The organism is Grimontia sp. THUN1695, assembly GCF_059704325.2.
In genome coordinates this window covers 2,233,335-2,257,461 of record NZ_AP046577.1, presented here as the reverse complement: position 1 = coordinate 2,257,461, position 24,127 = coordinate 2,233,335, and the positions used below count along the sequence as shown (strand labels likewise).

Sequence of the window (24,127 nt, the reverse complement as noted above, 5' to 3'; positions counted from 1 at the left end):
TCCCTTATTGCCATTGACGGTGATAGGCGCCAAGTGTGGTTTGTGCACCTTCAGAAACGCTGTCAAGGCACTGGTTCCATTGTGGCAGTACCTGATAGTTATCCGGATTGCGCTTGTAGCTGTCGATAGCCTGCCGCCAAGTGCGGGTGACCTGCTCAACATAGGCAGGGCTGCGCTGGCGACCTTCGATTTTCACCGAGGCAATATTGGCTTCAAACAGCTCCGGTAATATAGAAAGGGTATTCAGGCTGGTTGGTTCTTCAAGAGCATGGAAGGGCTCTCCATCCGTCACGAAACGGCCTTTGCACAGGGTGGGGTAGCCAGCATTTTCGCCTGCTTTATAGCGGTCAATCAAAATGTTATTCAGTCGCGATTCCAAACCGTCAGGGGTTTCCTGCCAGCGAACGTATTTGGCCGGCGAGCAGGCGCCTACTGTGTTCGGGGATTCACCGGTCAAGTAAGAGGAAAGATAACAGCGCCCTTCAGACATGATGCACAGGCTGCCAAATGCAAACACTTCCAGATCCACTTCCGTGGTGCGCGCCAGTTGCTTGACCTGATGGATAGAAAGTACACGTGGCAGTACCACGCGTTTGACATTGAAATGATCTTTGTAGAACTGGATAGCGGCACTGTTGGTGGCAGATGCCTGTACCGACAGGTGGATTTCCATGTCCGGGTGTTTGCGCTCAGCGTAATCGAGCACGGCGAGATCGGCAATGATCAGTGCATCTACGCCCAGATCGACCGCCGCATCGACGGCGTCCGTCCAGCGCTTGAATCCATCAGGATGTGCAAAGGTGTTCAACGCGACGTGAATGTGTTTGTTGCTATCCCGGACGTAAGAAACGGCTTTTTCCAGTTTCTTGCCATCAAAGTTCAGGCCTGCAAAATGGCGGGCATTAGTGCCGCCTTTGAAGCCAATATATATTGCGTCAGCACCGTTATCGATAGCAGTTTTTAAGGCAGGGAGGTTCCCTGCAGGACAAAGCAATTCCATATTTCTCCCCACGAAACGTGGTCAGCATCAAGCTGGTTGGGTGTTGAGATAAACCTCGGATTGTAAGGAGAGGTGACGGTATGGGTTTTGATATAAGGCAGGTTAAGGTAAAAAATTTGAGCTGGAGGTGAGAAAAAGGTGCGTGTTGCACCTTTGGGATTAAGAAGCCACTCTGGCTTTATGGTTATTAATCAGTAACGTCTCAAATTCGGCCTTTGGCATCGGTTTGTAGAAGTGAAAGCCCTGGATAGTGTCGCATTTCAGGTTAGCCAATACGCTGGCCTGTTTGCCTGTCTCGACCCCCTCAGCGACGACTGACATATTCAGTGAGCGGCCAAGGGTGATGATGTTCTCTATTAAGGTGACCTGTTTAGGGAAGGTTTCCATGTCACTGATAAATGCACGGTCGATTTTTATCTCATCGAGTGGGAATTTTGCCAGGTAGGAGAGAGACGAATAGCCTGTACCAAAGTCATCGATAGAGAGAGCGAAGCCCAGATCTTTAATGGCATTCAGCATTTGGATAGCATGCTCACCATCATTCATAACAGCACTTTCTGTCAGTTCAAAGGTAATGAGTGACGGAGCAATTTCTGTTGCTGCCTGCAGCTTTTTCATGTGTGAAGTGAGATTAGGATTGCGGAATTGTTGGGGTGACAAGTTGATAGCCACACGCCCCAGTAATATCTTCATATTTTGCCACCGTCGCACGGTTTGGAACACTTCGCGCATCACGTTGCGACCCAGCAGTTCAATCATGCCCGAGCGCTCTGCGACCGGAATAAAACGCCCTGGGGTGATGTAGCCTTCAACGGGGTGTTTCCAGCGCACCAGTGCTTCAGCACCATTGATGGTGTAATCCTTGGCGTTGACTTTGGGCTGATACCAGACTTCCAAGCCATTATTTTGCAGGGCTTTTTGCAGCTCTATTTCCAGCCATAGGCGCATACGTGCTTCTTTGTTCATGTGCTGGTTATACGTCACCAGGCGGTTTCGGCCTCGTTCCTTGGCCTCGTACATCGCAGTATCGGCGTTTTGCAGCAGACTGCGTGCATCTTTGCCGTCATCAGGGTACCTCACCATGCCGATGGAGCAGGCGAGGTATTTGCTGAAATGGTAAAGGTCAAACGGCTGGCTGATAATATCCACCACACGGCGTGACAGCTCATTGGCGACTTCATCGCTGCTGTGTTCTGGCAGTAAAATGGCGAACTCATCACCACCAAGATGACCGAGAATGGTGTCTGGCGGAAGTCGTTTTCGAAGACGCTGAGCAATGTCTTGAAGCACACGGTCGCCGATGTGGTGTCCCAGGGAATCATTGATGTTTTTGAAGTTATCAATGTCGAGATAAAACATCAAAAGGGGAGTGTTGCTGTTGATGAGTTGTACCAGACGGCGGGAAAATCCGTGGCGATTGTACAGTCCGGTCAGGGCATCAAACTGGGCCAGTTTTTCGAACGTTTGTTGATGATCTGGCACCGCTGCCGTGCGGGAGAGTGTGATAATGGCACCACTGCCACCAAGCAGGCTTACAGCACCGTAAGAGACATTCAGTGCCTGATTGCTGTCGGCCCCTCTGGCCTGACACACCAGTTGTTGTCCGGGCTTTAATGCATTGAGCGATGCCATCACGGATTGTCCCTTTACCGGAGAAAACAGCAGGTTTTCAATGTCTTCACCCAGGATTTCGTTATGGCTGTCAAAGCCGAGCAGCTTGCCTGCAATGTGGTTGGCACTCAGCACTACACCATCAGCAAGCACACAACACCCATCACCTACCAGTTGGCACAGGTTTTCAAACCGGCTCTCTGACGATTCCAGTGCACTGGTCAGTACCTGACGTTCTGAGGTATCTGCAGCGTGGAAAATGATCGCATCTTCTGGCCATTCACTTTCAGCCAGTGGCGTCACACTGAAGTGGAAACTTGAATCGTGTATCCCGTCGTTAAGTACAATCTCTCCCTCTGAGCTGTCACCACTGAAGGCACGCTCGTAGTGAGGTTTGAGTGCCTCGTAAAAATGGGCGCCGAGAATGTCCTTATCGTGTTTGCCGATCAACTTGTCATGTTCCAGCCCGCTTATTTCGCAATAGCGTTGACTTACCCAAAGGTAATGGTGATGTTTGTCCAGGACGGCAAAGAGAAACGGACTGTTTTGGGTAAGACGTGAGAACCAATAGGTCAACTGCTCAACGGGCATTTAGGCACCATACATCATAGCTTGTGTGGCTATATTCAATTTCGACTCCATGATTGAAACAACACTATATAATCTGAGGGCTCAGTGATAAACCTTTCTGGAATAGAGCTTTGTTTTTTTGACACAAGGCATGAAAAAAGACGCGAGCAGTGTCATACAATGTCGGTTACCTTCGACTGACTCTCAATTAGGATCCCACTTTGTTCGATAAACTTCATTCAATGCTGGTTCAACAGGCCCCCAATTTCCTGCGCTTTCCCGTTAAGCTTACGCCTGTGTCTGTCCAACAAAAAGTGATGTTGGAAGCCCTGAAACGTGTTTTTCGTGAGGCGCTGGATGATGGTGAGTTTGAGTTTCTTGAAGATCGCTGGTTGGAAGTGCATGTACGCGATATCGGCTTTAAAAGCTTTATCAGCTATGAAAATGAAAAGCTGGTGGTGTGCCATGACATTGAAACACCGGATGTACGCTTCAGTGGCGATATCAACGACCTGATCCTGATTGCTGCACGTAAGGAAGATCCTGATACCTTGTTTTTCCAGCGCCGTTTGGTGATCGAAGGGGACACTGAGCTGGGATTGGAAGTCAAAAACTTGATGGACAGCGTGGATCTGGAGTCGTTGCCCACCGCGATGCGCCAAGTTCTGTTTTCATTGGCAGATTTCGTGCAAAAAGGGCTACAATCGCCCCCTTCTGTTAACGAGGTCCATTATGCTCATAAGATCTGAAGCGCTTGCTGATCAGCTAGCTATCGACAGGTTGCTCAAACAGGTTTTCCCGACCGACGCTGAAGCGAAATTGGTGAAAGCGCTGCGTGAAAATGGCCACAATACCTTGTCTCTGGTTGCCTGCAATGATGAAGGCGAGGTGGTAGGACACCTGATGTTTAGCCCCGTATTGGTTGGTGGTGTAGATACAGGCATTCAGGGGCTGGCTCCGCTCTGTGTCCATCCAGATTACCGGGGGCAAGGCATTGCAGCTCACCTGGTTCGTGAAGGCTTTGATACCCTGAATGAGTTTGGTTATCCGGCATGTGTGGTGCTGGGCGATCCGGCTTATTATTCCTGTTTTGGCTTTAAACCGGCGGAAGAATTAGGCCTGAGATGTAAGTGGGATGTACCAGCTGGCGCTTTTATGGCGTTTGAATTTGTAGAGGATGCTTTCAATACCGCCCAAGGTCTGGTTTCCTATTGTGCAGAGTTTGACGCGTTATAACCTTCAACAATAAACCCCCACATTTTATAAAGGGCTGCATGTGCGGCTCTTTTACTTGGTGTTGTTTATTGCTGTGGTTTGATAGCATCTCTCCCGGATGGAAGTGAGTGAGACTGGCATGAACGATCTGCAACGATTAAAGGAAATGGGCATTACGGTTTGGGATATCCGCCGACCGGAATGTTTTCCAGATGTCACCCCAAAAACCATTTCATTGCCTGAAAGCTGCCAATTGTTGCTGGTGTCTGAGCATGTGCCTTCCGGGCAGGACGCCTGGTTGTTTGGTAAAGTGCTTGCCAGCATGAAACTGACACCGGAACAGGCGCTTCATTTACCGCCACAGGCACTTGGACTGCTGGGGGAACATCAATTAGTGTGGTGTTGGTTTGCCGGGGTAAGTGCGGTGAATCTGGATGGAGTGAACACCCTGACATCGCCTTCACTGGCTGTACTTGATAAAGATCAGGGGGCGAAAAAATCGCTTTGGCAACAGATAAAAAGATATGAATCCTGACATTCTTCCTATGGACAGCCAGTGGCTGGATGACGTCGTGCGCATCGAGCAGGCGGCCCACAGCCACCCTTGGGCTGAAAGCCTGTTAAGAAAACCGGAATCCAAGTTTGGTTGTAACCGTGTGCTGGTGGTTAACCAGACGCTGGTAGGGTATTTCTTTGCCCAATGTGTCGCAGGAGAAGCCTCTTTGCTCAATATTGCTGTCTCACCGGATTATCAGGGGCAGGGATATGGCAAAATCTTGCTGCAAGCTTTCCTCGATTGTATGAAAGAGATGGGTGGGGAGGAAGCCTGGCTGGAAGTGCGTGAAAGCAACAAGGCAGCCATCAGGTTATATGAATCGCTTGGCTTTAATGAATTTGACCGGCGGTATGATTATTATCCCTCGGCCACTGGTCGCGAGGATGCGCTCATTATGAGTTACTGGTTTGAGTAGAAACCGGATGAGTGAACGAAAGAAAACCCGCTGGATTGCGGGTTTTCTTCATTAGGCCGTTTGCTCGTGTTGCGGCAAAACGCACGGCGGGTGGATAAACCCCTGGTAAGCGTCGATGACATCAATATTGATTTTTGTCTTACTTTCTTCATCTTTCACGCCAGTGGCAATTACGGTGATATCCTGTGATTCTGCGATGTTGGCCAGCATGTCAATAAAAAGGCGACTTTGGGCATTCTGATCTTGGCTGAACGCGTGATCCAGTTTGACGTAATCCGGCTTCAGTGCGGTCAGGTATTCGACTTCCTGCAGGTAGCGGCCAAAGTGGTCAATGCCAATCTTCGCGCCGGCTTTTCGGATCCCTTCACTGAAGGCAATGCAGGCGCCCAGGTTGTTGCGTGCGCTCGCTTCGCTGATTTCAAAGCAGATCTTGTTCGCTGGCAAAGTGGTTGTCAGCAACGTCTGTAGCCAATTGAGAAATTCGCGGCTTTCCATACTGTCATTGGTCAGATTGAGGGCGACAGTTTCTGTGATGGGGAATGCGTTATGTAAATCTACCAGATGCTCAACGATGAGGCGGTCAAACTCTGCGCCCTTTTTGAATAGCTGGATATAAGGCATTAGGCGTCCGCCGGATTGCCAGTTTCCTTCGATATTTGCCTGAGTAAAAATCTCCCGGTGAAGTGCAATATTTTTGTTGCCAGACAGGGGGTAAACCGGTTGTGCCAGCAAGCGTATCGCCTTGTTTTTCAGTGCGTCATTGAGCAGTGAACGCCAGGTTTCACGGTCAATCACTTGCTCCTCGGAAGCGCGGTTAAACACGAATACATCATGCTGCTTGATTGCACGTTGCAAGGCATTGTCAGCAAGGGACAGCAACTGTGAGCCGGGAAGCCCATGACCATGCACTACGCCAATGTGGAAACCTTCATTGGTATTAAATCCTGCCATGGTGACTTCGTTATTCAGGGTGCTGATCAGGGTGTGCAGGCCTTGTTGGCATTGTTCTTCACTGCTTTGCGGCAAAATCAGGGCGATTTCGGTGTCACTGAGGCGGGCGATGCAGGCATTGGGATAAGCACGGAATGCCGATTGCAGTGAACCAGCCAACAGTTGCCAGGTTTCATCGCGTGCCACATAGCCGTAACGACGGTAAATAATATCCAGCCAGGACATGTTAGCGATAAAAACGGCGCCGGGAACACCGTCTTCCTCTGCCATCCAACTGCCCAGTTGGTGGATAAAGTACTGGCGGTTGGGCAGGCCTGATACGGGATCATACATCAGGCTGTTATTCAGGGCTTTCAACTCTTTATGTAAGGACAGTATCATCCGTTGGATGTGGCTTGCGAGGTTATCCAGTGCCATATCCAGCGATTTAACACCAGAACGTTGCTTTGCCTGCGGTGATGTAAAATCTTGCTCGGAGAGCCTGTCGAGTGTTCTGGTAACGCGTTTAATTGCCCTCTTGCTATGGTTAAACATAACAGTGAAAGCGATCAGCAAAATCACAACAGCCATCCCAAGTATCAGGGAAAACTGGTTAACCTCTCTGGCAACAACCTAGCTGGCGGCATGTGGTGAAAACGTCAATGTCAGTGAGGCAATGTCTGAGCCTTCATGAACCAGGGGAAAGGTACGTTTGACAGGCTGGATACCCATCACTGCTTCAAACCAGAGGGTGTTTACAGACGTTTCTGGGCTGGACCACTTGGTTTTCTCTGCAGTAACAAGGTCGGTGATCGCAATGGTGTTGAGCTCATTGGATAGGCTAGCTTTCACAATCCTTTGAATCGAATCCGTATCGTAGTAAGCAACAAAGGCAGGAAGCACTTGGGTCAGTTGGGTTTGCGCAGCATCTGCACGCAACGAAAGCTGCTTTTGCTGTTCATTTACACTGACAGTTATCTGAGCAAGCACCGACAGCAATATCAGTAGTAGGGCAAAGGCATAAATCCACACATTGGGCAGGCGTTTTTCAAACATAGAGCGTCTCTTGTTAGCGCACGATAAAAAGAGGCCGGTCGGTAAGACCGGCCTATACCGTTTATTCGACCGTAAAGATTGTCCAGCGCATGTCTGTCGTGCTGTAGCTTCCTGACAGGGTTGCCATGACGCGGCGGTTTACATCGTGTGCATATTCAGAGTCTTCATCAATCAAAGGCTCTGTGTCCCCATAACCAATGGCATCGACACGGGATGGTGCAATGCCGAAGTCGTTAATTAATGCCCGGGCGACGGCATTTGCACGGCGCTGTGATAGCGACAAGTTGTAGTCTGGATTACCCACCTTGCTCGCATGCCCTTCAATAGTGACATGGGCATCTCGCTGGTCATCCAAAAAGTCCGCCAACTGTTCGAGTTTTGCGTAGTTGCTGGGACGCAGGGCGGACGAGTCGTTGGCAAATGCCACATTCAGGCGAAAGCTTTGCTTCACCGTCTTATCGCGAGGGCAACCATCGTTGTCGACTGCTGCGCCACGAAGTGTTTCGTTACACTTTTCGCGGGCATTGATGACGCCGTCATAATCCAGATCACGAAGGTCATTCACCTGGGGAGAGGTGTCCTGCATTGTGACAATGTCTTGTGAGCTACAGCCTGCCAGCAGCAGAATAGAAACAATAGCGAGTGTCTTTTTCATTATTGAACACCTCCTTCGTCGTTTTCGTCTCCTTGCCAAACCTCAGGGGTAGTGACGCGCAATGATGCCAGTAATTGGCCTGTTGCATTCAGCAACCGGTACTGAGCAATAAGATCGTCGTATTCTGCCGTGAGATACTCGCGGCGTGCCTGGAACAGTTCGTTTTCAGCATCCAGTACATCAATCAGTGTGCGCTGGCCTAGCTTGAACTGATCTTCATAGGCATTTCGGGTTTCAGTTGCCGCCTCAACGTGCTGGCGAAGGTACTGCATTTGCTGTTTCAGGAATACGCGGGCATTCCACGCCAGCGTGGTGCCTTCTTCAATATCGCGATAGGCATTGAGCTGAATCGCTTTTGATTCATTGATGTTATAAGCCGCTTCGCGCTCACGGGCTTTGTCTGCACCGCCAGAGAACAGGTTGTAGTTGACACGTACCATGGCGAGGATTTCGTCATTGTTGCCGCCGACATCCAAACTGCTTCCTGGGGAGGTGCCATCGTTACCGTCAAGGTTGTCATCCCAGCTTGCAGAAAGATCAAAAGAGACCTCTGGGTAATAATTACCTTTTGCTGCTTCACGCTGGGCGTTGGCAGCACTGATATCACTGTCGGCAGCTTTCAATGTTGGATGGGCAGCTTTAGCCATTTCCATCGCCGATTCCAGCGAGGTTGGCAACATCACGGCATCTGGCACTGGGATACGGGTGTCTTCCGGTGTGCGGTTTACGATACGCTGATAGGAAATTCTGGCATCAGACAGGTTATTTTGTGCAGAGATAAGGTTTGAATGCGCGCGGGCGAGGCGGCCTGTCACCTGAGAAAGGTCTGCAGTTGAGCCTAGCCCTGAATCGGTTTTCTGTTTCACCTGCTCATAAATGATCTGGTGGCTTTCGAGGTTACGTTCGGCAAGCACTACAATCTGTTCAGCTCGCAGGAATTCAAGGTATGCGCGGGCAACTTCCAGGGCTAAATCTTCCGCTGTGGCGTAAAGCGCCCATTGGTTAGCGCTTGCTTCGAATGTCGTGCGTTTAATTTCATTGGTGGTTTGGAAACCGCTGAAAAGTACCTGCTGAAGCGATACGCCGATTTCGTGCCGGGTCATTTCTATTTCTTCGTCAGTATCAAAATTGGCAGCATCCCGTCTGGTTGAAGGGCTCTCTGTCCATTCACGGCCAATACCGGCATCAAAATCGATGGTTGGATAATAACCTGCACTGGCTTGATGAATCTGTTCTTCGCTTGCCTTAAAACGATTGAATGCCTGCCGGATTTTCGGGTTGGTATCGAGGGCTGTTGCTACTGCCTGCTCGAGTGATTGAGCAGCCGCTGCTGTAGGAAGTAAAGTCGCCGCGACTGCCAGGGCAGCGACACTTCTTCTGAGCGAATGGCCAACACTGTTTTTCATTACTCTCTCCTTGTTATTATCAGCGCTCTCGAAGCGCAGACTCTTTCGCTCTCAGTATCGGATTCAGTAAATATTCCAGCACTGTCCGCTTACCGGTAATGATGTCGACAGAAGTCAACATGCCCGGGATGATTGGCAGTTCACTGCCATCTTTTTTCTCCAGACTGGATTTTTCTGTCCGGATCCTCACCAAATAAAAACTGTTACCCTCTTCATCCTGCGTGGTGTCCGCGCTGATATGTTCCAATGTGCCATTAAGGCCGCCATAGCGCGTGAAATCGTATGCTGTTACCTTGACAACAGAAGGCAGGCCGGCGTGCAGGAACGCGATATCCTTCGGTGCGATCTTGGCTTCGATAAGAAGCTGAACCTCGGCAGGGACGATTTCTATCAAATCAACACCCGGTTGTACGACGCCACCAAGGGTATTGATGTGAATGGTTTTGATGGTGCCAGTGACAGGAGCGGTGATAACCGCTTTGTCTACCTTATCCTGTGCCCCGACCTGGGCCTGTGACAGGCGGGAAAAACGGGTTTCCAGCTCACTCATTTTGGCCCGGGTTTCATTGCTGAAAGCAAGTACAGCCTCGCGGCGTTTTAATATGGCCTCATCAACGCTTGCTTTGATTTTTGGTTGTATCAGGCGAAGGGAGTCCAATTCTCCTTTGAGGTCATTGACCTGGCGTTCGAGTTTGAGCAGATCAACTTCTGAAACGATGCCTTTTTTCGCCAGTGGAATAGTAATTTTGAGTTCACGCTTTATCAGGCCGAAGCTGTCTGACAGGGTGCGGATTTTCGATTCAACTTCCTGGCTTTCTTGCTGCTTTTGCAAAATCTGACGAGCCAGAATTTCGAGACGGTTTTTGAGATCCAACAGACGGCCTTCGTATTCCTGACGCTGACCTTCAATTAATGCCGGCTCTGACTCTTCAAGTTCGGAGGGAAATTCAAGTGGCGACAGGGTGATGGCAATTTGCTCCCGCCAGTTTGGGGCTGCAGGAGACAGCTTAATACTGCGTAGTTCTGAGCGCATGCGAATGATATTGGCACGTAGACTGGAGACCTCTTCTTCCTGCTGGGCAAAATCGGAGCGGAAACGGGTGTCATCGATACGTGCCAATGGCTCTCCCTGCTTCACCAACTGGCCTTCCTGCACATACATAGCCTGCAAAATGCCGCCATCCAGACTTTGTATTAATTGCACCTGGGAAGAAGGAATAACTTTGCCTTCACCACGTGTAACGCGATCTAGGGAAGCAAAAGCAGCCCATGTAATGATGGCTATAAAAAAAGCAAATACCCCCCAGATAACCAAGCGGTAGCGCACTGGTGCATCAGCCAGCATGGCACCGTAGACGTCATCGGTCATTTCAATGTCATCATGCTTGAGCGCATTAGTCATTCTGCCCTCCAGCATTAGCATTCAGACGCTCCAGCACCTTATCCCTTGGTCCATCCATCATAATACGCCCCTTATCCATCACAATGACGCGGTCAACCAATTGAAGCAGCGGCATTTTGTGGGTGATCATCACCAAGGTGCGCTCTTTTGAAGCGAACTTCATGGCATGGATAAACTGGTTTTCTGCGTGGGCATCGAGGCTCGCGGTGGGCTCGTCCATGATTAACAGGGGCGGGTCATTGAGCAGTGCACGGGCAAGGGCAACCGACTGTCGCTGGCCCCGGGAAAGGGCTTCTCCGCGCTCACCGACTTGCTTATCGAGTCCTTCGCTGTCCTGAGAGGTGAACGTTCCCACCCCAGAAAGTTGCGTAGCACGTATTAATTGATGCTCTGTCACCTGTCTGGTACCGAACATAATATTTTCGCGTATCGTACCGTGGAAAAGCGTTACATCCTGCGCCAAATAACCCACATTGCGACGCAGATCTGCTGGGTGGATCTGTTTTGCATCCACGCCGTCGAAACGTAAGCTGCCAGTTGTTGGTTGGTAAAGGCCTGCCAGCATTTTGATAAGGGTGCTCTTGCCAGTACCGTTTTTGCCCAGAATGGCAATTTTTTCACCGGCATTGATGGTAAAGCTGGTGGGGTGAAGGGTCGTTTTTTCAGACTCCGGATAGCGAAAGCCAATGTTGTCAGCGTAGATATCGCCTTTTAAACGCTTACGACTGATCAGGTGGCCTTTATCTGCAAATTCATCTTCCTGATCCATCATGGCATTAAGCTGGCGCATACCTGATTGGGTCTGGTTCCAGCGGCTCATAAGGCCTGCCAGTTGCGCCATTGGTGATACAGCGCGGCTGGAAAGCATCACAGCAGCAATAATCCCGCCCATGGTAATTTGGGCGTCAGCGACGCGATAGACACCCAGGACAACCACGGCAACTGACGTTATCTGGACAATGAAAGACGCAAAATAGGAGACTGAGTTGGTGATTTGCTTCACCTTGAGGTTCCAGTTTGCTGTGTGTGCGGTCATCTGTTGCCAGCTTTTCTGAACGATACCTTCCGCCACATTGGCTTTTATGCCTTCGAGTGCGGAGAGGCTTTCAATTAAATGTCCGTGCTTTTGGCTGGCGTATTTGTTTGATTCTTCAATGGCTGCTTTAAGTTTTGGCTGAACAAACAGGGCATAGCCAATAATCAGGATACCTGCCACGACCGGGACAACAGCGAGATCTCCGGCAAAGAGATAAATGACAAACAAGAAAAAGAGAGCAAAGGGTAAATCGACCAAGGTGGTGATGGTGGCAGAGGTCAGCATGTCCCGGATGCCATCAAACTCACCCAGTTGCTTAGCCATGCCGCCAACACTTTTGGCACGTTTTTCCAGTGGAATCCCCATCAGACGGGCAAACAAACGTGATGACACGATGATATCGACTTTCTTACCTGCAATATCAATCAGATAAGAGCGCATCTTTTTCATCAGAAAATCAAAGCTGAAGGCAATTAGCGCACCGGTTGCCAGTACCCACAGGGATTCAAAGGCGAGGTTAGGCACTACCTTGTCATACACATTCATCACAAACAGCGGTGAAACCAGTGCGAAGATATTCACCAGCACTGACGCTATCAATGCATCGCGGTAAATCGGAGAGGCATCTTTCACTGTTTGCCAGAACCAATGGATTTTTGTGTCGTGAAGGTGCAGATCGACGCTGTTGTCACCACGATACTGACGTTTAACTAAAAACGTATAACCGGTATACATGGCTTCAAGATCTGCCAGTGGCATGTCTTCCTCACCACCGGTTTCAGAGGTTTGGATGAGTGCCGTGCCTTCTTCGGTGCTAACTTCCCTGAGAATACAGGCTTTTTTATCAGTTAAAAGAAGTATGCAAGGCAATAAAAGCGTTGGCAGTGCCTTCAATTGTCGGCGGGAAAGTTTGGCGGTCAACCCTGCACGGGCTGCCGCCTGAGGAAACAGATCCGGTGTCAGCAGGGCGTCAGTCATCGGGAGACCTGCTGTTAAGGCATCCCCCGAGCACGGCGAACCATAGTGCTCAGTCAAAAATACCAAGCAATCTAACAACGGGTCGTCCACCGCTTGCGTTGACGCACTAATGCGCCACTGCTGCGGCTTGCGTTCGGCAATTGCTGCGTCAGTCACCTATTTCTCTCTATAAAAACGTAAACAATTAATAACAAAAGCCAAATAAGACATCGGCCGAATGGCCGATGTCTTTAGGGCTATTGTTAATCTTGTGGTTCTTGCTGTTCAACCAGTGGTTGGAAAGTAATTGAAGAAGTTTCACCTGACTGTGTCAGTGTCAACGTGCCCTTACCTTCAGAGTAGAGTGTGTTGATTTGCACTGAACCGTTATCCAGTGATAGGCCATCCAACACAATCTTTTGGTCAACACTGCTATCACCGTTCAGGTCGAGATTCAGAACGAGTGACTTATTGCCGTCTTCTCCGACTTCCTCAAACGAAACGATCTTACTGATATCAACAGCATCACCGCTTTCTTTGACGAGAAGGTCGGTCAAATGTAGTTTGTCTTCTGACGTGTTGAAGTCTTTAACGGTATCAACCCACAGTTCTCCTTCGACCGAATCTGCACTTCCCCAGACAAAAACATCTTCGCCAGCACCACCGATTAGCGTGTCATTACCTGCATCGCCGCGGAGCCAGTCATTGCCTGTGCCTCCATCTAAGATGTCATCGCCGGAGCCGCCTCTCAAAGCGTCGCTACCAGAGCCACCAAACAACCGATCTTCGCCTGTACCACCAGAGATGATGTCCGTTCCATCTTCACCAAAAATGGTATCGTTGCCTTTACCACCTTGTGCGACATCCGCCCATGCTTGGTACGATGCGTTTAACGTACCATCTTCCAGCTCCGCTGAGCTTGAGGATAGTGTGAAAAGCTCGGACTCTGAAGCTGCGACAAAACCAAGCATTTCCTCTTCGCTATATCCGGCGTTATCGCCGCTGTCGCCAAGATAAATCCAATCATCGCCCGCGCCACCTTCAACATGGTCATTGCCACCATAGGTGTAAATAGCATCGCTGGAATTTGAAACAAATTGCTCGCCCTCTGGCAGTTTATCCAGAGCAGGGTTGGTCAGTCCGGTTACGCCATTGAGTTGGTCCACTGAAATTAGCCCTGGGCCGGCGCCGTCAAAGATAACGTGGCCATTGACTTTGATTGGTGAACCACTTCCTGTGTCAATCATGTCTATGTTTCCATAGCCAGAGTGCAGCTTGACCGTGTCGTTGGAATCACCCGTTTCAATCTTATTGCTGGTGCCTGCAGGGACAATCGTCACCGTAACATCATCGGTATCATTGTCTCTGTCACTGGCCACCACTTTGAAGTTCAACTCCTCAGTAATTGGCGCAAGTTGTTCGAAACTCCAACTGCCAGAGGTGTCAAGCTGCAAATCGCCGACAACTATCGCCGCAGCGCCTGAGCCTAAGGTTACCTGCCAGTGAGTGTTTGAAACTTGTGAGAAGCTATAGATACTAGTGTTGCCTTCGATTGAGTCGAATTGAGTAATAGCAGGCGAAGCGCCCGCACCGTCAGCACCGTATTGAACATCGATTTGACCACTGGCGTGGGCGTAGATGCTCCCATCCTGCGTCATATCAACATCGACACCTTTAATAGTGAAATCACTGCCTTGGGTTGGAGTAATTCGGAACTCATCAAATCCTGTAGGTACATCAAAGTGCACATCGGCAGCTTGAGGACCATGGTAAGTTACGTCTCCTTTGTCGAAAGAGTATGACGCGACAGGTACCCCTTCTTTGTAGAAAGTCACAATGCCGAAGACAGGCTTACTGCCATGCATCAAGGCTGTGCTGTCATTGAGCTTGTAGAGTGAGAGCGACAAGTTGTATGCAACATCATCCTGAGCCAAAGAGCCAATAAGCGTTTCAGCTTCAGCAGAAGTAGATTGGATCTCGTGCTTGTTGTTTGTCCCCATCGAACTTGCAACCCCGAGACCTTGACCATTGTTCCAAGATGGTGTGACATCGTCTCCCGGTCCTTCAGCGCTAAAGCTGATGGTGGTCTTGCCGTTCAGGTCATAAATGTGGGTGCTGTCATCATAGTTTTGGAAGACGTTAACAGTCCCATTTGTTTGTGCTTGAGTTAATTGAGCGGTCACTGTGGTTTGGGAGGCTGACATATCCACCATATCGTCATGAATGCTCACTGACAGTGACGCATCAGTATTTGCTGTCACTTTGCCCGCAAGTTCATTTTGCCCCTCAACAACGATTTGCGGCTTGAGTGCGCCTAACGTATCTTCGCTATTGGTATCAGGGTGATCAATCGGCTTGTGAAGTATAACGCTGTAGGACGGCATTACTGATCCTACGCCTTGTGTCAGTGAAATGGTGAGCGCATCGCCTTCACTCGTAAAGCCAATCAGTGTTGTGTAGTCATCGCCATTTTGGCCACCAAATTTCCATTGAACCACTTCACCACCTGAAATTAGGCGGCCAATAGTATTGTCGCCGGTAGCGAAAACAGGTTGATTAGCGCCATCCACTTGGACGGACGCGAAGCTAACCTTGATGTCTTGGTATCCTGTGAATCCATCGATGAGCTCAACGTCAGATACAATGATATCGATGTTAGTTTGCTGAGCCGTCGGATTTTCTCCCGCTTCAACATTAGCGCCAGTAAGGCCTTCTTCACTCACTTCAGTGTGAACGCCAGATACTGTTAATACCTGCGGTGGCGTAGTGACAATATCCTTCACATTAATAGTGACGGTTGCGGTGTCTGTGTCTCCGCGCTCATCTTTGATGGTGTATTCGAACGAGACTTCATTGTTAGCACCCACTTCATCTGGAACGAACTTGAATTCACCATTTGGTTTGACATACAGGGTGCCACCCTCAATGTTATCTATTTTGTAGTAGCCACCAAATTCCTGATCAGATGCTGGTTCGGGGGTGAGTCCAGAGATAGCGGTTGTACTGATATGGGTGATGGAAAAATCATCGCCTTCAGGGTCAAAATCAGCATTCTCTCCACCCCAAAGCGTACCCGTAATAACGTCCGTTTTATTCGTCGTGAAACTATCATCGCCAGCTATCACCGCATTCACGTAGATATGGATGTTGGCTGCGTTAGACTTAACACCACCGTCTTCTACCTGATAGGCGATTTTTACAGGACCAGCAAAATCCTCATTTGGCGTGAACTTCACGTAATAAATTTCACCTTCCTGCACAATTTCAACGCTTCCATCTCCATCAATAACGCTAAGAGCACTTTCTATCATCTTGATGGAGGTGCTGTTGGTTGGGTCAAAGTCATTGTCAAATATCTCGCTGAGAGGAATTTTGATGTTGGCGTCATCCTCATTCATCGAGTAAGGGGTTACCTTGTCAACAGATATATTGTCAATGTACCCGCCATAAGTGTTGTCATTGGTGTTATCGCCATTGGCAAATGTAAGCTCAATGCCGCTCTCATCCTCTGTGTTGTATTCCGCAGTGATGGTGTACCAGCCGTTTGTTGATTCAGATATCAACACTGTTGGTGAGTTTGGTTGTTCGCTGTGAATACTAATCACGCCTGACGCATCCACAAGCACGGAATAGGTGTAGTTGCCAAAAGTAAATTTTATATCACTGTCAGCCTCGTGGTTTGGACGAGGTTTGAAATCAAACGATAGGGTATAAGTAGAGTCAGTCTCGCCATCTAAGGTTCGGGTAATGGTTGTACCTGTATTAACGCTTCCATGGCTATCTAACTCTGCATGGTTGTTCCCATGAGATGGACTGCTTTCACCCACGTTGCCGGTTTGAATTTCTAGGCCGTTAGTTACTTCCCAGTCATTGTAGGTGTTTTCTACAACGATCCACTTCCCTTCTTTTCCAATCCCCTCTGCTGGCGTGCCTTCCAATTCGAATGACTCGGTGAACAGGTTTTGCTTGCGGCTGTCATCGTAATCATCTCGGGCAACAGGCGCTGTGTCGTTATCAATGATTTCAGCCGTGGCAGAGGCTTCACCGGCGACAGGGCCGTTTTCCGTCAACTGACCTTCCAGAATGGATTCAAACTGGCCTTGGTCATTGATAACGGTGATGTTGGCGGTGAGCGACTCTATGCCTTCATCAAAGAGGTCATCTTTGACCGTTAAAACAATTTCTTTAGTTGGATTGTGGGCATTCAATGTCACAGAATCCGGAAGCGTCGGAATGACTGCAAAGTCATCAGAAGAAAGTGAGCCAGGATCTCCCAAATTCCAATTTAGAGAAATGACCACATCTTTTGGTATATCCAAAACTGGGGCCCCACTCGCATCAACCAGTTTTACGGTGTAGGTGATGGTGGGCTCTTGACCTTCCTGACGGGAGGTTTGAGAGACGTCAATGACGACGAAGGCGGTGTCTTCCGGCCCTGGAGGCGGTGTGGTGCCGGTGCCTTCATCGCTGACGTTGGCGGTCGCGGTGTCGCTACCTTCGCCGGACTCGTTGCCCGCCTTGTCGGTCTGGGTTGCGGTGACCGTGATGCTCTGGCCGTCAGCCGGCGTGTTCTCGGTGAAGGAGATGGTGCCGTTGTCGTAGCTGAAACGGTCATCACTCAGGGTGTTGCCGTTCAGGGTCAGCTCGACGTTCTCGATGGTGCCGCCGTTGTTGATGGTCAGGTTGACCTTGCCGCCATCGACCAGGTCGTCATGGTTCACAGCCACTTCAACCTGAACGTTGTCATTACCAATCTCGTCCTTGGTGAGCAGCGCATCGCCTGGGTTGCCGTCATCGACGATGAGCACGGTTGGTGCGGACGTCGCCGTGGTGTCGCCGACGGTGACCGTTACGGTGCCGGAGTTGCCTTCGGCGTTGGTGTACGTGAAGGTGTCTTCCCCAACGAAATCCGGGTTCGGCGTGTAGGTCACGGTGCCGTCGCTGTTGATGGTCACGGTGCCGTTGGCACCCTGGGTGACGGTCTCCACGGGCGACTTGCTGTCGACATCGGTGTCGTTGGCGATAACGTCAATGACAATGGCGGTGTCTTCTTGAGTGGTGGCGGTATCGTCGACCACGACGGTCGGGTCGTTCTCCGGGGTGACGGTGACGGTCACGTTGCTGGAGTCACTATCCTCACGTACCTCACGTGCAGTGAAAAAGCTTCTTTCTGCTGCTTCTGTCTCAAACCCTGCCTGGGCGATGGTTTCATCACCCGTGCGGCTAATAGATTGGAATCCCCATGAGCCTGCACCGGATGCAGCGTTTCCACCAGCAGCAGTGGCTTCTAATACTTCCGTCGGGTCAGCGCCGCCTTCAATCAATGCCTGAATAGCCGCGATTTCATCGTCGATGGGGGTGTCGAAAATATCTTGCGCAGGAGAGTCTTGTTCACCGACTGGCAGCAGGCTTCCATCTTCGAGAGATAGAAGTGCGTTGGCACCTTCAGGGAGAAAGATTTCAGTGCCGGCGTTCAGAGCTAAAGTGTCAGTGATAGGAATATCTTTCCCGTTCACTTTGACGAATGCGTCGCCGTTTGCCGAAATGACTTTTGCAGCCTGTTTGGTGATAATCGAATCCATGAATCTCTTCCTGCGAAAGGTAAAATAAATAATCTGCATCAATCATGATGCATATACATCATCCACAATACTATGCAATTGAGCTCACCATGTAGTTTGATGTTAAATAAAATTGCTAAAAAAGTGATGCAAATTGTAATTTTGCTATATTTCTCAACACTAAAGATCTGAACTAAGATCAATATTTTATTGCTTCCTGATGAGTTCTTGTTCAAAAAGCGACCAAGGGTGATGGGTTGATGTACCATTATTTAGATATTGGCAATGGTCCAAATGGGCACTTGTTTTTCTTGGAAAATTTTCTTCTGGGGTGATGGAATAAGGTTTTTTCCGCCTGGCGTTGAGTCTTAACCAGAGATCGTACAAAATACCTGCCGATCTGAATTCATCTATACTGCGTGCGGTCTTCCCTTTTTAACCGTTCGCTGTTTAACGCGGAAAAGCTTAAGCATGTCAAACTCTCCACTTCAGCAAGAAGTCGGCAAACGTCGTACGTTTGCGATTATCTCGCACCCGGATGCCGGTAAAACCACCATCACTGAAAAAGTGTTGTTATTTGGACGCGCAATCCAGACAGCCGGTACGGTGAAAGGCCGTGGCTCTAACCAGCATGCCAAGTCTGACTGGATGGAGATGGAAAAAGAGCGTGGTATCTCGGTGACCACCTCGGTCATGCAGTTCCCTTATAACGACTGTCTGGTGAACCTGCTCGATACCCCCGGGCACGAAGACTTCTCCGAAGATACTTACCGTACCCTGACAGCCGTTGATTCTTGCCTGATGGTCATTGATGCGGCGAAAGGTGTTGAGGATCGTACCCGTAAACTGATGGAAGTTACCCGTCTGCGTGACACGCCGATCGTAACGTTTATGAACAAACTTGACCGCGACATCCGTGACCCTATGGAGTTGATGGATGAAGTGGAAAGTGAGCTGAATATCGCGTGTGCGCCGGTATCATGGCCAATTGGCTGTGGTAAAGAGTTCAAGGGTGTTTATCACATTCACCGCGATGAAACGATTTTGTACCAAACCGGTCTGGGTCATACTATTCAGGACTCCCGCATCATCAAAGGTCTCGATAACCCGGAGCTGGATGAAGCGGTGGGCGAGAGCTTGGCAGAGCAATTGCGCGAAGAGCTGGAGTTGGTGCTGGGTGCATCGCACGAGTTCGATCAGGAACTGTTTCTGAAAGGCGAGCTGACACCGGTATTCTTTGGTACGGCGCTGGGTAACTTCGGCGTTGATCATATGCTGGATGGCTTGACCGAGTGGGCACCTGCTCCACTGGCGCGTCAGGCTCATGAGCGCGAAGTTGAAGCCGGCGAGGATAAATTCTCTGGCTTCGTATTCAAAATCCAGGCGAACATGGATCCGAAACACCGTGACCGTATTGCTTTTATGCGTATTGTGTCGGGCAAATACAGCCAGGGTATGAAAATGAAGCATGTTCGTATCGGTAAGACGGTATCGATTTCTGATGCGGTAACCTTCATGGCGGGTGACCGCTCACGTGCAGCGGAAGCCTATGCCGGTGATATCATTGGTCTTCATAATCACGGTACTATCCAGATTGGTGATACTTTCACCCAAGGCGAAGACCTGAAATTCTCGGGCATTCCAAACTTTGCGCCTGAACTGTTCCGCCGTATTCGCCTGCGTGACCCGCTGAAACAGAAACAACTACTGAAAGGGCTGGTACAGCTGTCTGAAGAAGGCGCGGTACAGGTGTTCCGCCCAATGACCTCCAATGACCTGATTGTAGGTGCGGTGGGTGTGCTGCAGTTTGACGTAGTGGTTGCGCGCCTGAAGTCGGAATACAACGTTGAGGCGATTTATGAGCCTGTTAACGTGGCAACGGCGCGCTGGGTGGAATGCAGTGATGCGAAGAAGCTGGATGAATTTCAGCGTAAGAACCAGACCAACCTGGCACTGGATGGGGGTGATAACCTCACTTACATCGCGCCAACTATGGTCAACCTAAGTCTGACCCAAGAGCGCCATCCTGATGTAATCTTCCGCGCAACGCGCGAGCACTAATACCTGCAAGGTGATAAAGAAAGCCGTCTTTCGGGACGGCTTTCTTGTATTCTCTATAGAGAGGCTAAGTTCAGGCATTAATACTATGATTGATACCCATTGCCATTTTGATTTCCCGCCTTTCTCCGATGATCCGGCCTACTGGGTTCAGCGATCAACCGATGCTGGTATCCAGCACCTTATCGTGCCTGCAGTAGCAAGGGAAAACTGGGACAGAGTGGCAACATTGGCAGCGTCATTTCCAGAGGTGTCTTATGCAGTTGGGTTGCACCCTGTCTGGATGGCGTCGCACCACAAAGACGATATTGAAAAGCTGGATGCGTTTTTGTCAGAGTCGCCTAAAGGCTGTGTGGCCATCGGGGAGTGCGGCCTGGATTTTGCCATAGAGAATGCCGATCCAGAGCGCCAGACGTGGTTTTTAACCGAGCAGCTCAAGCTGGCTGAAAAGTACCAGTTGCCGATAATTCTACATTGCCGGAAAGCTCACAATGAACTGCTGCAAATCCTGAATCGGTTTTCTGGTGTAAAAGGGGTGTTACACGCATTCAGTGGCAGTGAACAGATAGGACTCAGCTATATTCGGCGGGGCTTTTTGCTGGGTATTGGGGGCACTATTACCTATGAACGGGCGAACAAAACACGGAATGCAGTGAAAAACTTACCCTTGAATGCATTGGTGTTAGAAACAGATGCACCAGATATGCCTGTTTTTGGCTATCAGGGAGAGCCTAATTTGCCGGAAAGAATGCTACTTATTGCACAAACACTGGCTCATCTCAAACATCTGCCTGTCGAAGAAATTATTCATGTAACATCACAAAACTCGACAAGATATTTTGTCTTAGATGCTGATTATGCAGCGCTTGACTGAGCGGTTTTGTCGTGCATAGGTCACAAAAATAGACCATTGTCACCTTTTTGAGTGAATTACACCGAATTTTTCACATTAAGTGTGATTCATGCATTCCTTCGCAACCTGTCCCATGCGTATAATCGCCGCCGGAATAACACTCCCAATTTGTCGAGACGCCAAGATTTTTTTAGGAACCCCTTTTATGAGCCTGATTATGAGCATTGTAGGGATGGTTGTGCTGCTGGGTATCGCAGTGCTGCTATCTGACAACCGCAAAGCGATAAACCTACGTACCGTTGGCGGTGCGTTTGTCATCCAGTTTGTTCTGGGTGGTTTCATCCTGTTTGTACCTGCTGGCCAAGCCATTTTGAATGGCATGTCAAACGCGGTACAGAACGTCATTAACTATGGTAAAGATGGTATCGGCTTCCTGTTCGGTAGCCTGGTGAACTTTTCTGTTGAAGGTATCGGTTTTATCTTCGCGTTTCAGGTTCTGCCTACCGTTGTGTTCTTCTCTGCGCTGATCAGCGTGCTGTACTACCTGGGTATCATGCAGTTTGTTATCCGTATTCTGGGTGGTGCACTGCGTAAAGTGCTGGGTACTTCTCACGCGGAATCTATGTCTGCAACGGCAAACATCTTCGTTGGCCAGACTGAAGCGCCACTGGTTGTACGCCCATACGTGCCAAAAATGACCCAGTCAGAGCTGTTCGCAGTAATGTGTGGTGGTCTGGCATCAGTAGCCGGTGGTGTACTGGCGGGTTACGCAGCGATGGGTGTTCCTCTGGAGTACCTGATTGCAGCATCGTTTATGGCGGCACCGGGTGGTCTGCTGTTCGCGAAAATCATCAAGCCAGAAACGGATGAGCCCATTGAGCAATTCGGCAAAGACGCTGATGAAGAAGAAGACAAGCCTGCGAACGTTATCGACGCAGCAGCGGGCGGTGCATCTTCCGGTATGCAATTGGCACTGAACATCGGTGCAATGCTGCTGGCATTTATCGGTTTGATTGCACTGATCAACGGCATGCTGTCTGGCATCGGTGGCTGGTTTGGCATCGAAGGCCTGACACTGGAGTGGTTGCTGGGGAAAGCGTTTGCGCCGCTGGCATTCTTGATCGGTGTGCCATGGGCTGAAGCGGATCTGGCGGGTTCTTTCATCGGCCAGAAACTGGTGGTGAACGAATTCGTCGCTTACCTGAACTTCGTACCTTACGTTGGTGACGCACCACAAGTGGTTGCGGCAACCGGTGAAGTAATGAGCGCGAAAACTGCTGCAATCATCTCGTTTGCACTGTGTGGCTTCGCTAACCTGTCTTCTATCGCAATCCTGCTGGGTGGCTTGGGTAGCATCGCGCCAACGCGCCGCCACGACATCGCACGTTTCGGTGTGAAAGCAGTATGTGCAGGTACCCTGTCTAACCTGATGAGTGCAACTATCGCTGGTTTCTTCCTGACTCTGGCTGCGATGTAAGCATCAAGTAAAAGAAAACCCAAAAGCCGCCTCCCTGTGAGGCGGTTTTTTTTCGCCTCGACGTTATGTACTCAAACAACCTGAATCCGGCCCTGCAGGTTGGTTGATGGATATATGATCGACGAGGTGAAGCCAGCTCTTCAGGAAATAAGACATAGCTTTGGTCAGGCGCGACATATAGTGTGTCTGGAAAACTGATAGTGTTGCCAAGGTTTCCAGAGCAGGGAACAAAGTATTTTCAACATAAATAGTTAACGTCTGGTTTGGCTCTGGGAAGATTGATAAAATTGGTGAATGCTGTCAAAGTTTCAGTGATGGCCTTTCACTAATTTCATTACTGTTTCACAGGCAGCGGAAAGTGAAACATCAAACCTGACTCGAAGAGCAACGTAGTGCTTCCTGTCAGGTTGGCACCCGGCGAGATGCCAAAAGGGTGTGCGGCCAACAAGGAATGTTGATTGGTGCTGACAACGCAAGGCACCAAACTTCAAGGAGCCAAGTCCGCTCATCAGGTTATGTCGATCAACGCGTCGCATAGCCTGTTACTTGGTTTTGAATATTTACGACTGGAGAAAGTCATGAGCGATCTAAAAGCAGCAGCGCTTCGTGCCCTTAAACTAATGGATTTGACCACCCTGAACGACGACGACACAGACGCGAAAGTGATCGAACTGTGTAAGAGCGCGAAAACCCCGGTAGGTAACACTGCTGCTATCTGCATCTATCCACGCTTTATCCCTGTTGCGAAGAAACAGCTTCGTGAACAAGGCACACCTGACATCAAAATTGCAACTGTCACCAACTTCCCACACGGTAACGACGACATCGAGATCGCCGTGGCTGAAACTAAGGCGGCAGTGGCATACGGCGCGGACGAAGTGGATGTGGTTTTCCCATACCGCACCCTGATCGCAGGCGATGAAAAAACCGGTTTTGAGCTGGTGAAACAGTGTAAAGCTGCATGCGGCGACGTTTTGCTGAAAGTGATCATCGAAACCGGTGAGCTGAAAGACGCAGCACTCATCAAACGCGCATCTGAAATCTCTATCGAAGCGGGCGCAGATTTTATCAAGACCTCTACCGGTAAAGTGCCCGTCAACGCGACCCCAGAAGCCGCAGAAATCATGCTGACCGTTATCAAAGAAATGGGCGTTGCAGACAAGGTTGGTTTCAAACCGGCTGGCGGCGTGCGCACGGCAGAAGATGCAGCAGCGTACCTAGCGATGGCAGATCGTATTCTGGGTAGCGACTGGGCAGACAGCGCACACTACCGTTTCGGCGCATCAAGCCTGCTGGCGAACCTGCTTCACACGCTGGGTGAAGGCGAAAAAGCGGCGGAAGGTGGCTACTAGGCACTTTCCCTAGGGGG

General features: G+C 49.8%; 17 protein-coding genes. 8 read left to right on the top strand and 9 right to left on the bottom strand.

From position 1 onward, the window contains the following. Positions 1-4: 4 nt before the first annotated feature. Both ubiU and AC6IB1_RS13825 read right to left on the bottom strand, forming a co-directional pair. Positions 5-1,000: a ubiquinone anaerobic biosynthesis protein UbiU gene (gene ubiU, locus AC6IB1_RS13830; protein WP_497567140.1), complete on the bottom strand. Its 996-nt coding sequence runs from the start codon at positions 998-1,000 to the stop codon at positions 5-7. A 159-nt stretch (positions 1,001-1,159) separates the two neighbouring features. After that, entirely contained in the window at positions 1,160-3,202 is a 2,043-nt protein-coding gene (locus AC6IB1_RS13825) for a sensor domain-containing protein (RefSeq protein ID WP_497567139.1), read from the bottom strand. Between the two features lie 200 nt (positions 3,203-3,402). On the opposite strand from AC6IB1_RS13825, the gene ubiT reads away from it, so the two are divergent. The 4 genes from ubiT (at position 3,403) to rimI (ending at position 5,367) form a co-directional block, all read left to right on the top strand. Then, the gene (ubiT, locus tag AC6IB1_RS13820; protein WP_497567138.1) at positions 3,403-3,930 is read left to right on the top strand and encodes a ubiquinone anaerobic biosynthesis accessory factor UbiT; all 528 of its coding nucleotides are present in this window, start codon (positions 3,403-3,405) and stop codon (positions 3,928-3,930) included. Beyond that, the gene (locus tag AC6IB1_RS13815) at positions 3,914-4,417 is read left to right on the top strand and encodes a GNAT family N-acetyltransferase (RefSeq protein WP_497567137.1); all 504 of its coding nucleotides are present in this window, start codon (positions 3,914-3,916) and stop codon (positions 4,415-4,417) included. The genes ubiT and AC6IB1_RS13815 overlap by 17 nt, the downstream gene beginning before the upstream one ends. A gap of 118 nt (positions 4,418-4,535) precedes the next feature. Continuing rightward, complete coding sequence (locus AC6IB1_RS13810; protein WP_497567136.1) at positions 4,536-4,931, top strand: DNA polymerase III subunit psi; 396 nt, start codon at positions 4,536-4,538, stop codon at positions 4,929-4,931. After that, on the top strand, positions 4,921-5,367 hold the full coding sequence (gene rimI / locus AC6IB1_RS13805; RefSeq protein ID WP_114995917.1) for a ribosomal protein S18-alanine N-acetyltransferase: 447 nt from the start codon (positions 4,921-4,923) through the stop codon (positions 5,365-5,367). The genes AC6IB1_RS13810 and rimI overlap by 11 nt, the downstream gene beginning before the upstream one ends. Before the next feature lie 51 nt (positions 5,368-5,418). On the opposite strand, the gene AC6IB1_RS13800 is transcribed toward rimI, so the two are convergent. The 7 genes from AC6IB1_RS13800 to AC6IB1_RS13770 all read right to left on the bottom strand — a co-directional run bounded on the left by AC6IB1_RS13800 (position 5,419) and on the right by AC6IB1_RS13770 (position 18,391). After that, the gene (locus AC6IB1_RS13800; RefSeq protein ID WP_497567135.1) at positions 5,419-6,888 is read right to left on the bottom strand and encodes an EAL domain-containing protein; all 1,470 of its coding nucleotides are present in this window, start codon (positions 6,886-6,888) and stop codon (positions 5,419-5,421) included. Positions 6,889-6,930: 42 nt separating this feature from the next. Further along, complete coding sequence (locus AC6IB1_RS13795; RefSeq protein ID WP_497567134.1) at positions 6,931-7,353, bottom strand: hypothetical protein; 423 nt, start codon at positions 7,351-7,353, stop codon at positions 6,931-6,933. Positions 7,354-7,414: 61 nt separating this feature from the next. After that, on the bottom strand, positions 7,415-8,008 hold the full coding sequence (locus AC6IB1_RS13790) for an OmpA family protein (RefSeq protein WP_497567133.1): 594 nt from the start codon (positions 8,006-8,008) through the stop codon (positions 7,415-7,417). Continuing rightward, on the bottom strand, positions 8,008-9,414 hold the full coding sequence (locus AC6IB1_RS13785) for a TolC family outer membrane protein (RefSeq protein WP_497567132.1): 1,407 nt from the start codon (positions 9,412-9,414) through the stop codon (positions 8,008-8,010). The genes AC6IB1_RS13790 and AC6IB1_RS13785 overlap by 1 nt, the downstream gene beginning before the upstream one ends. A gap of 19 nt (positions 9,415-9,433) precedes the next feature. Beyond that, positions 9,434-10,816: an HlyD family type I secretion periplasmic adaptor subunit gene (locus AC6IB1_RS13780; RefSeq protein WP_497567131.1), complete on the bottom strand. Its 1,383-nt coding sequence runs from the start codon at positions 10,814-10,816 to the stop codon at positions 9,434-9,436. Beyond that, positions 10,809-12,986, bottom strand: coding sequence for a type I secretion system permease/ATPase (locus tag AC6IB1_RS13775; RefSeq protein WP_497567130.1), 2,178 nt, complete (start codon positions 12,984-12,986; stop codon positions 10,809-10,811). Before AC6IB1_RS13775 ends, AC6IB1_RS13780 begins: the two co-directional genes overlap by 8 nt. An 86-nt stretch (positions 12,987-13,072) precedes the next feature. Continuing rightward, complete coding sequence (locus AC6IB1_RS13770; protein WP_497567129.1) at positions 13,073-18,391, bottom strand: retention module-containing protein; 5,319 nt, start codon at positions 18,389-18,391, stop codon at positions 13,073-13,075. 450 nt (positions 18,392-18,841) lie between these two features. Here AC6IB1_RS13770 and prfC point away from each other — a divergent pair, with 450 nt between their 5' ends. From prfC to deoC, 4 genes are all read left to right on the top strand, one after another. After that, positions 18,842-20,431, top strand: coding sequence for a peptide chain release factor 3 (gene prfC, locus AC6IB1_RS13765; protein ID WP_497567128.1), 1,590 nt, complete (start codon positions 18,842-18,844; stop codon positions 20,429-20,431). Positions 20,432-20,516: 85 nt separating this feature from the next. Then, entirely contained in the window at positions 20,517-21,302 is a 786-nt protein-coding gene (locus tag AC6IB1_RS13760; protein ID WP_497567127.1) for a TatD family hydrolase, read from the top strand. 184 nt (positions 21,303-21,486) lie between these two features. Further along, the gene (locus AC6IB1_RS13755; RefSeq protein WP_497567126.1) at positions 21,487-22,758 is read left to right on the top strand and encodes a NupC/NupG family nucleoside CNT transporter; all 1,272 of its coding nucleotides are present in this window, start codon (positions 21,487-21,489) and stop codon (positions 22,756-22,758) included. A 578-nt stretch (positions 22,759-23,336) separates the two neighbouring features. Further along, positions 23,337-24,110, top strand: a complete 774-nt coding sequence (gene deoC, locus AC6IB1_RS13750) for a deoxyribose-phosphate aldolase (RefSeq protein WP_497567125.1) — start codon at positions 23,337-23,339, stop codon at positions 24,108-24,110. Positions 24,111-24,127: the final 17 nt, after the last annotated feature.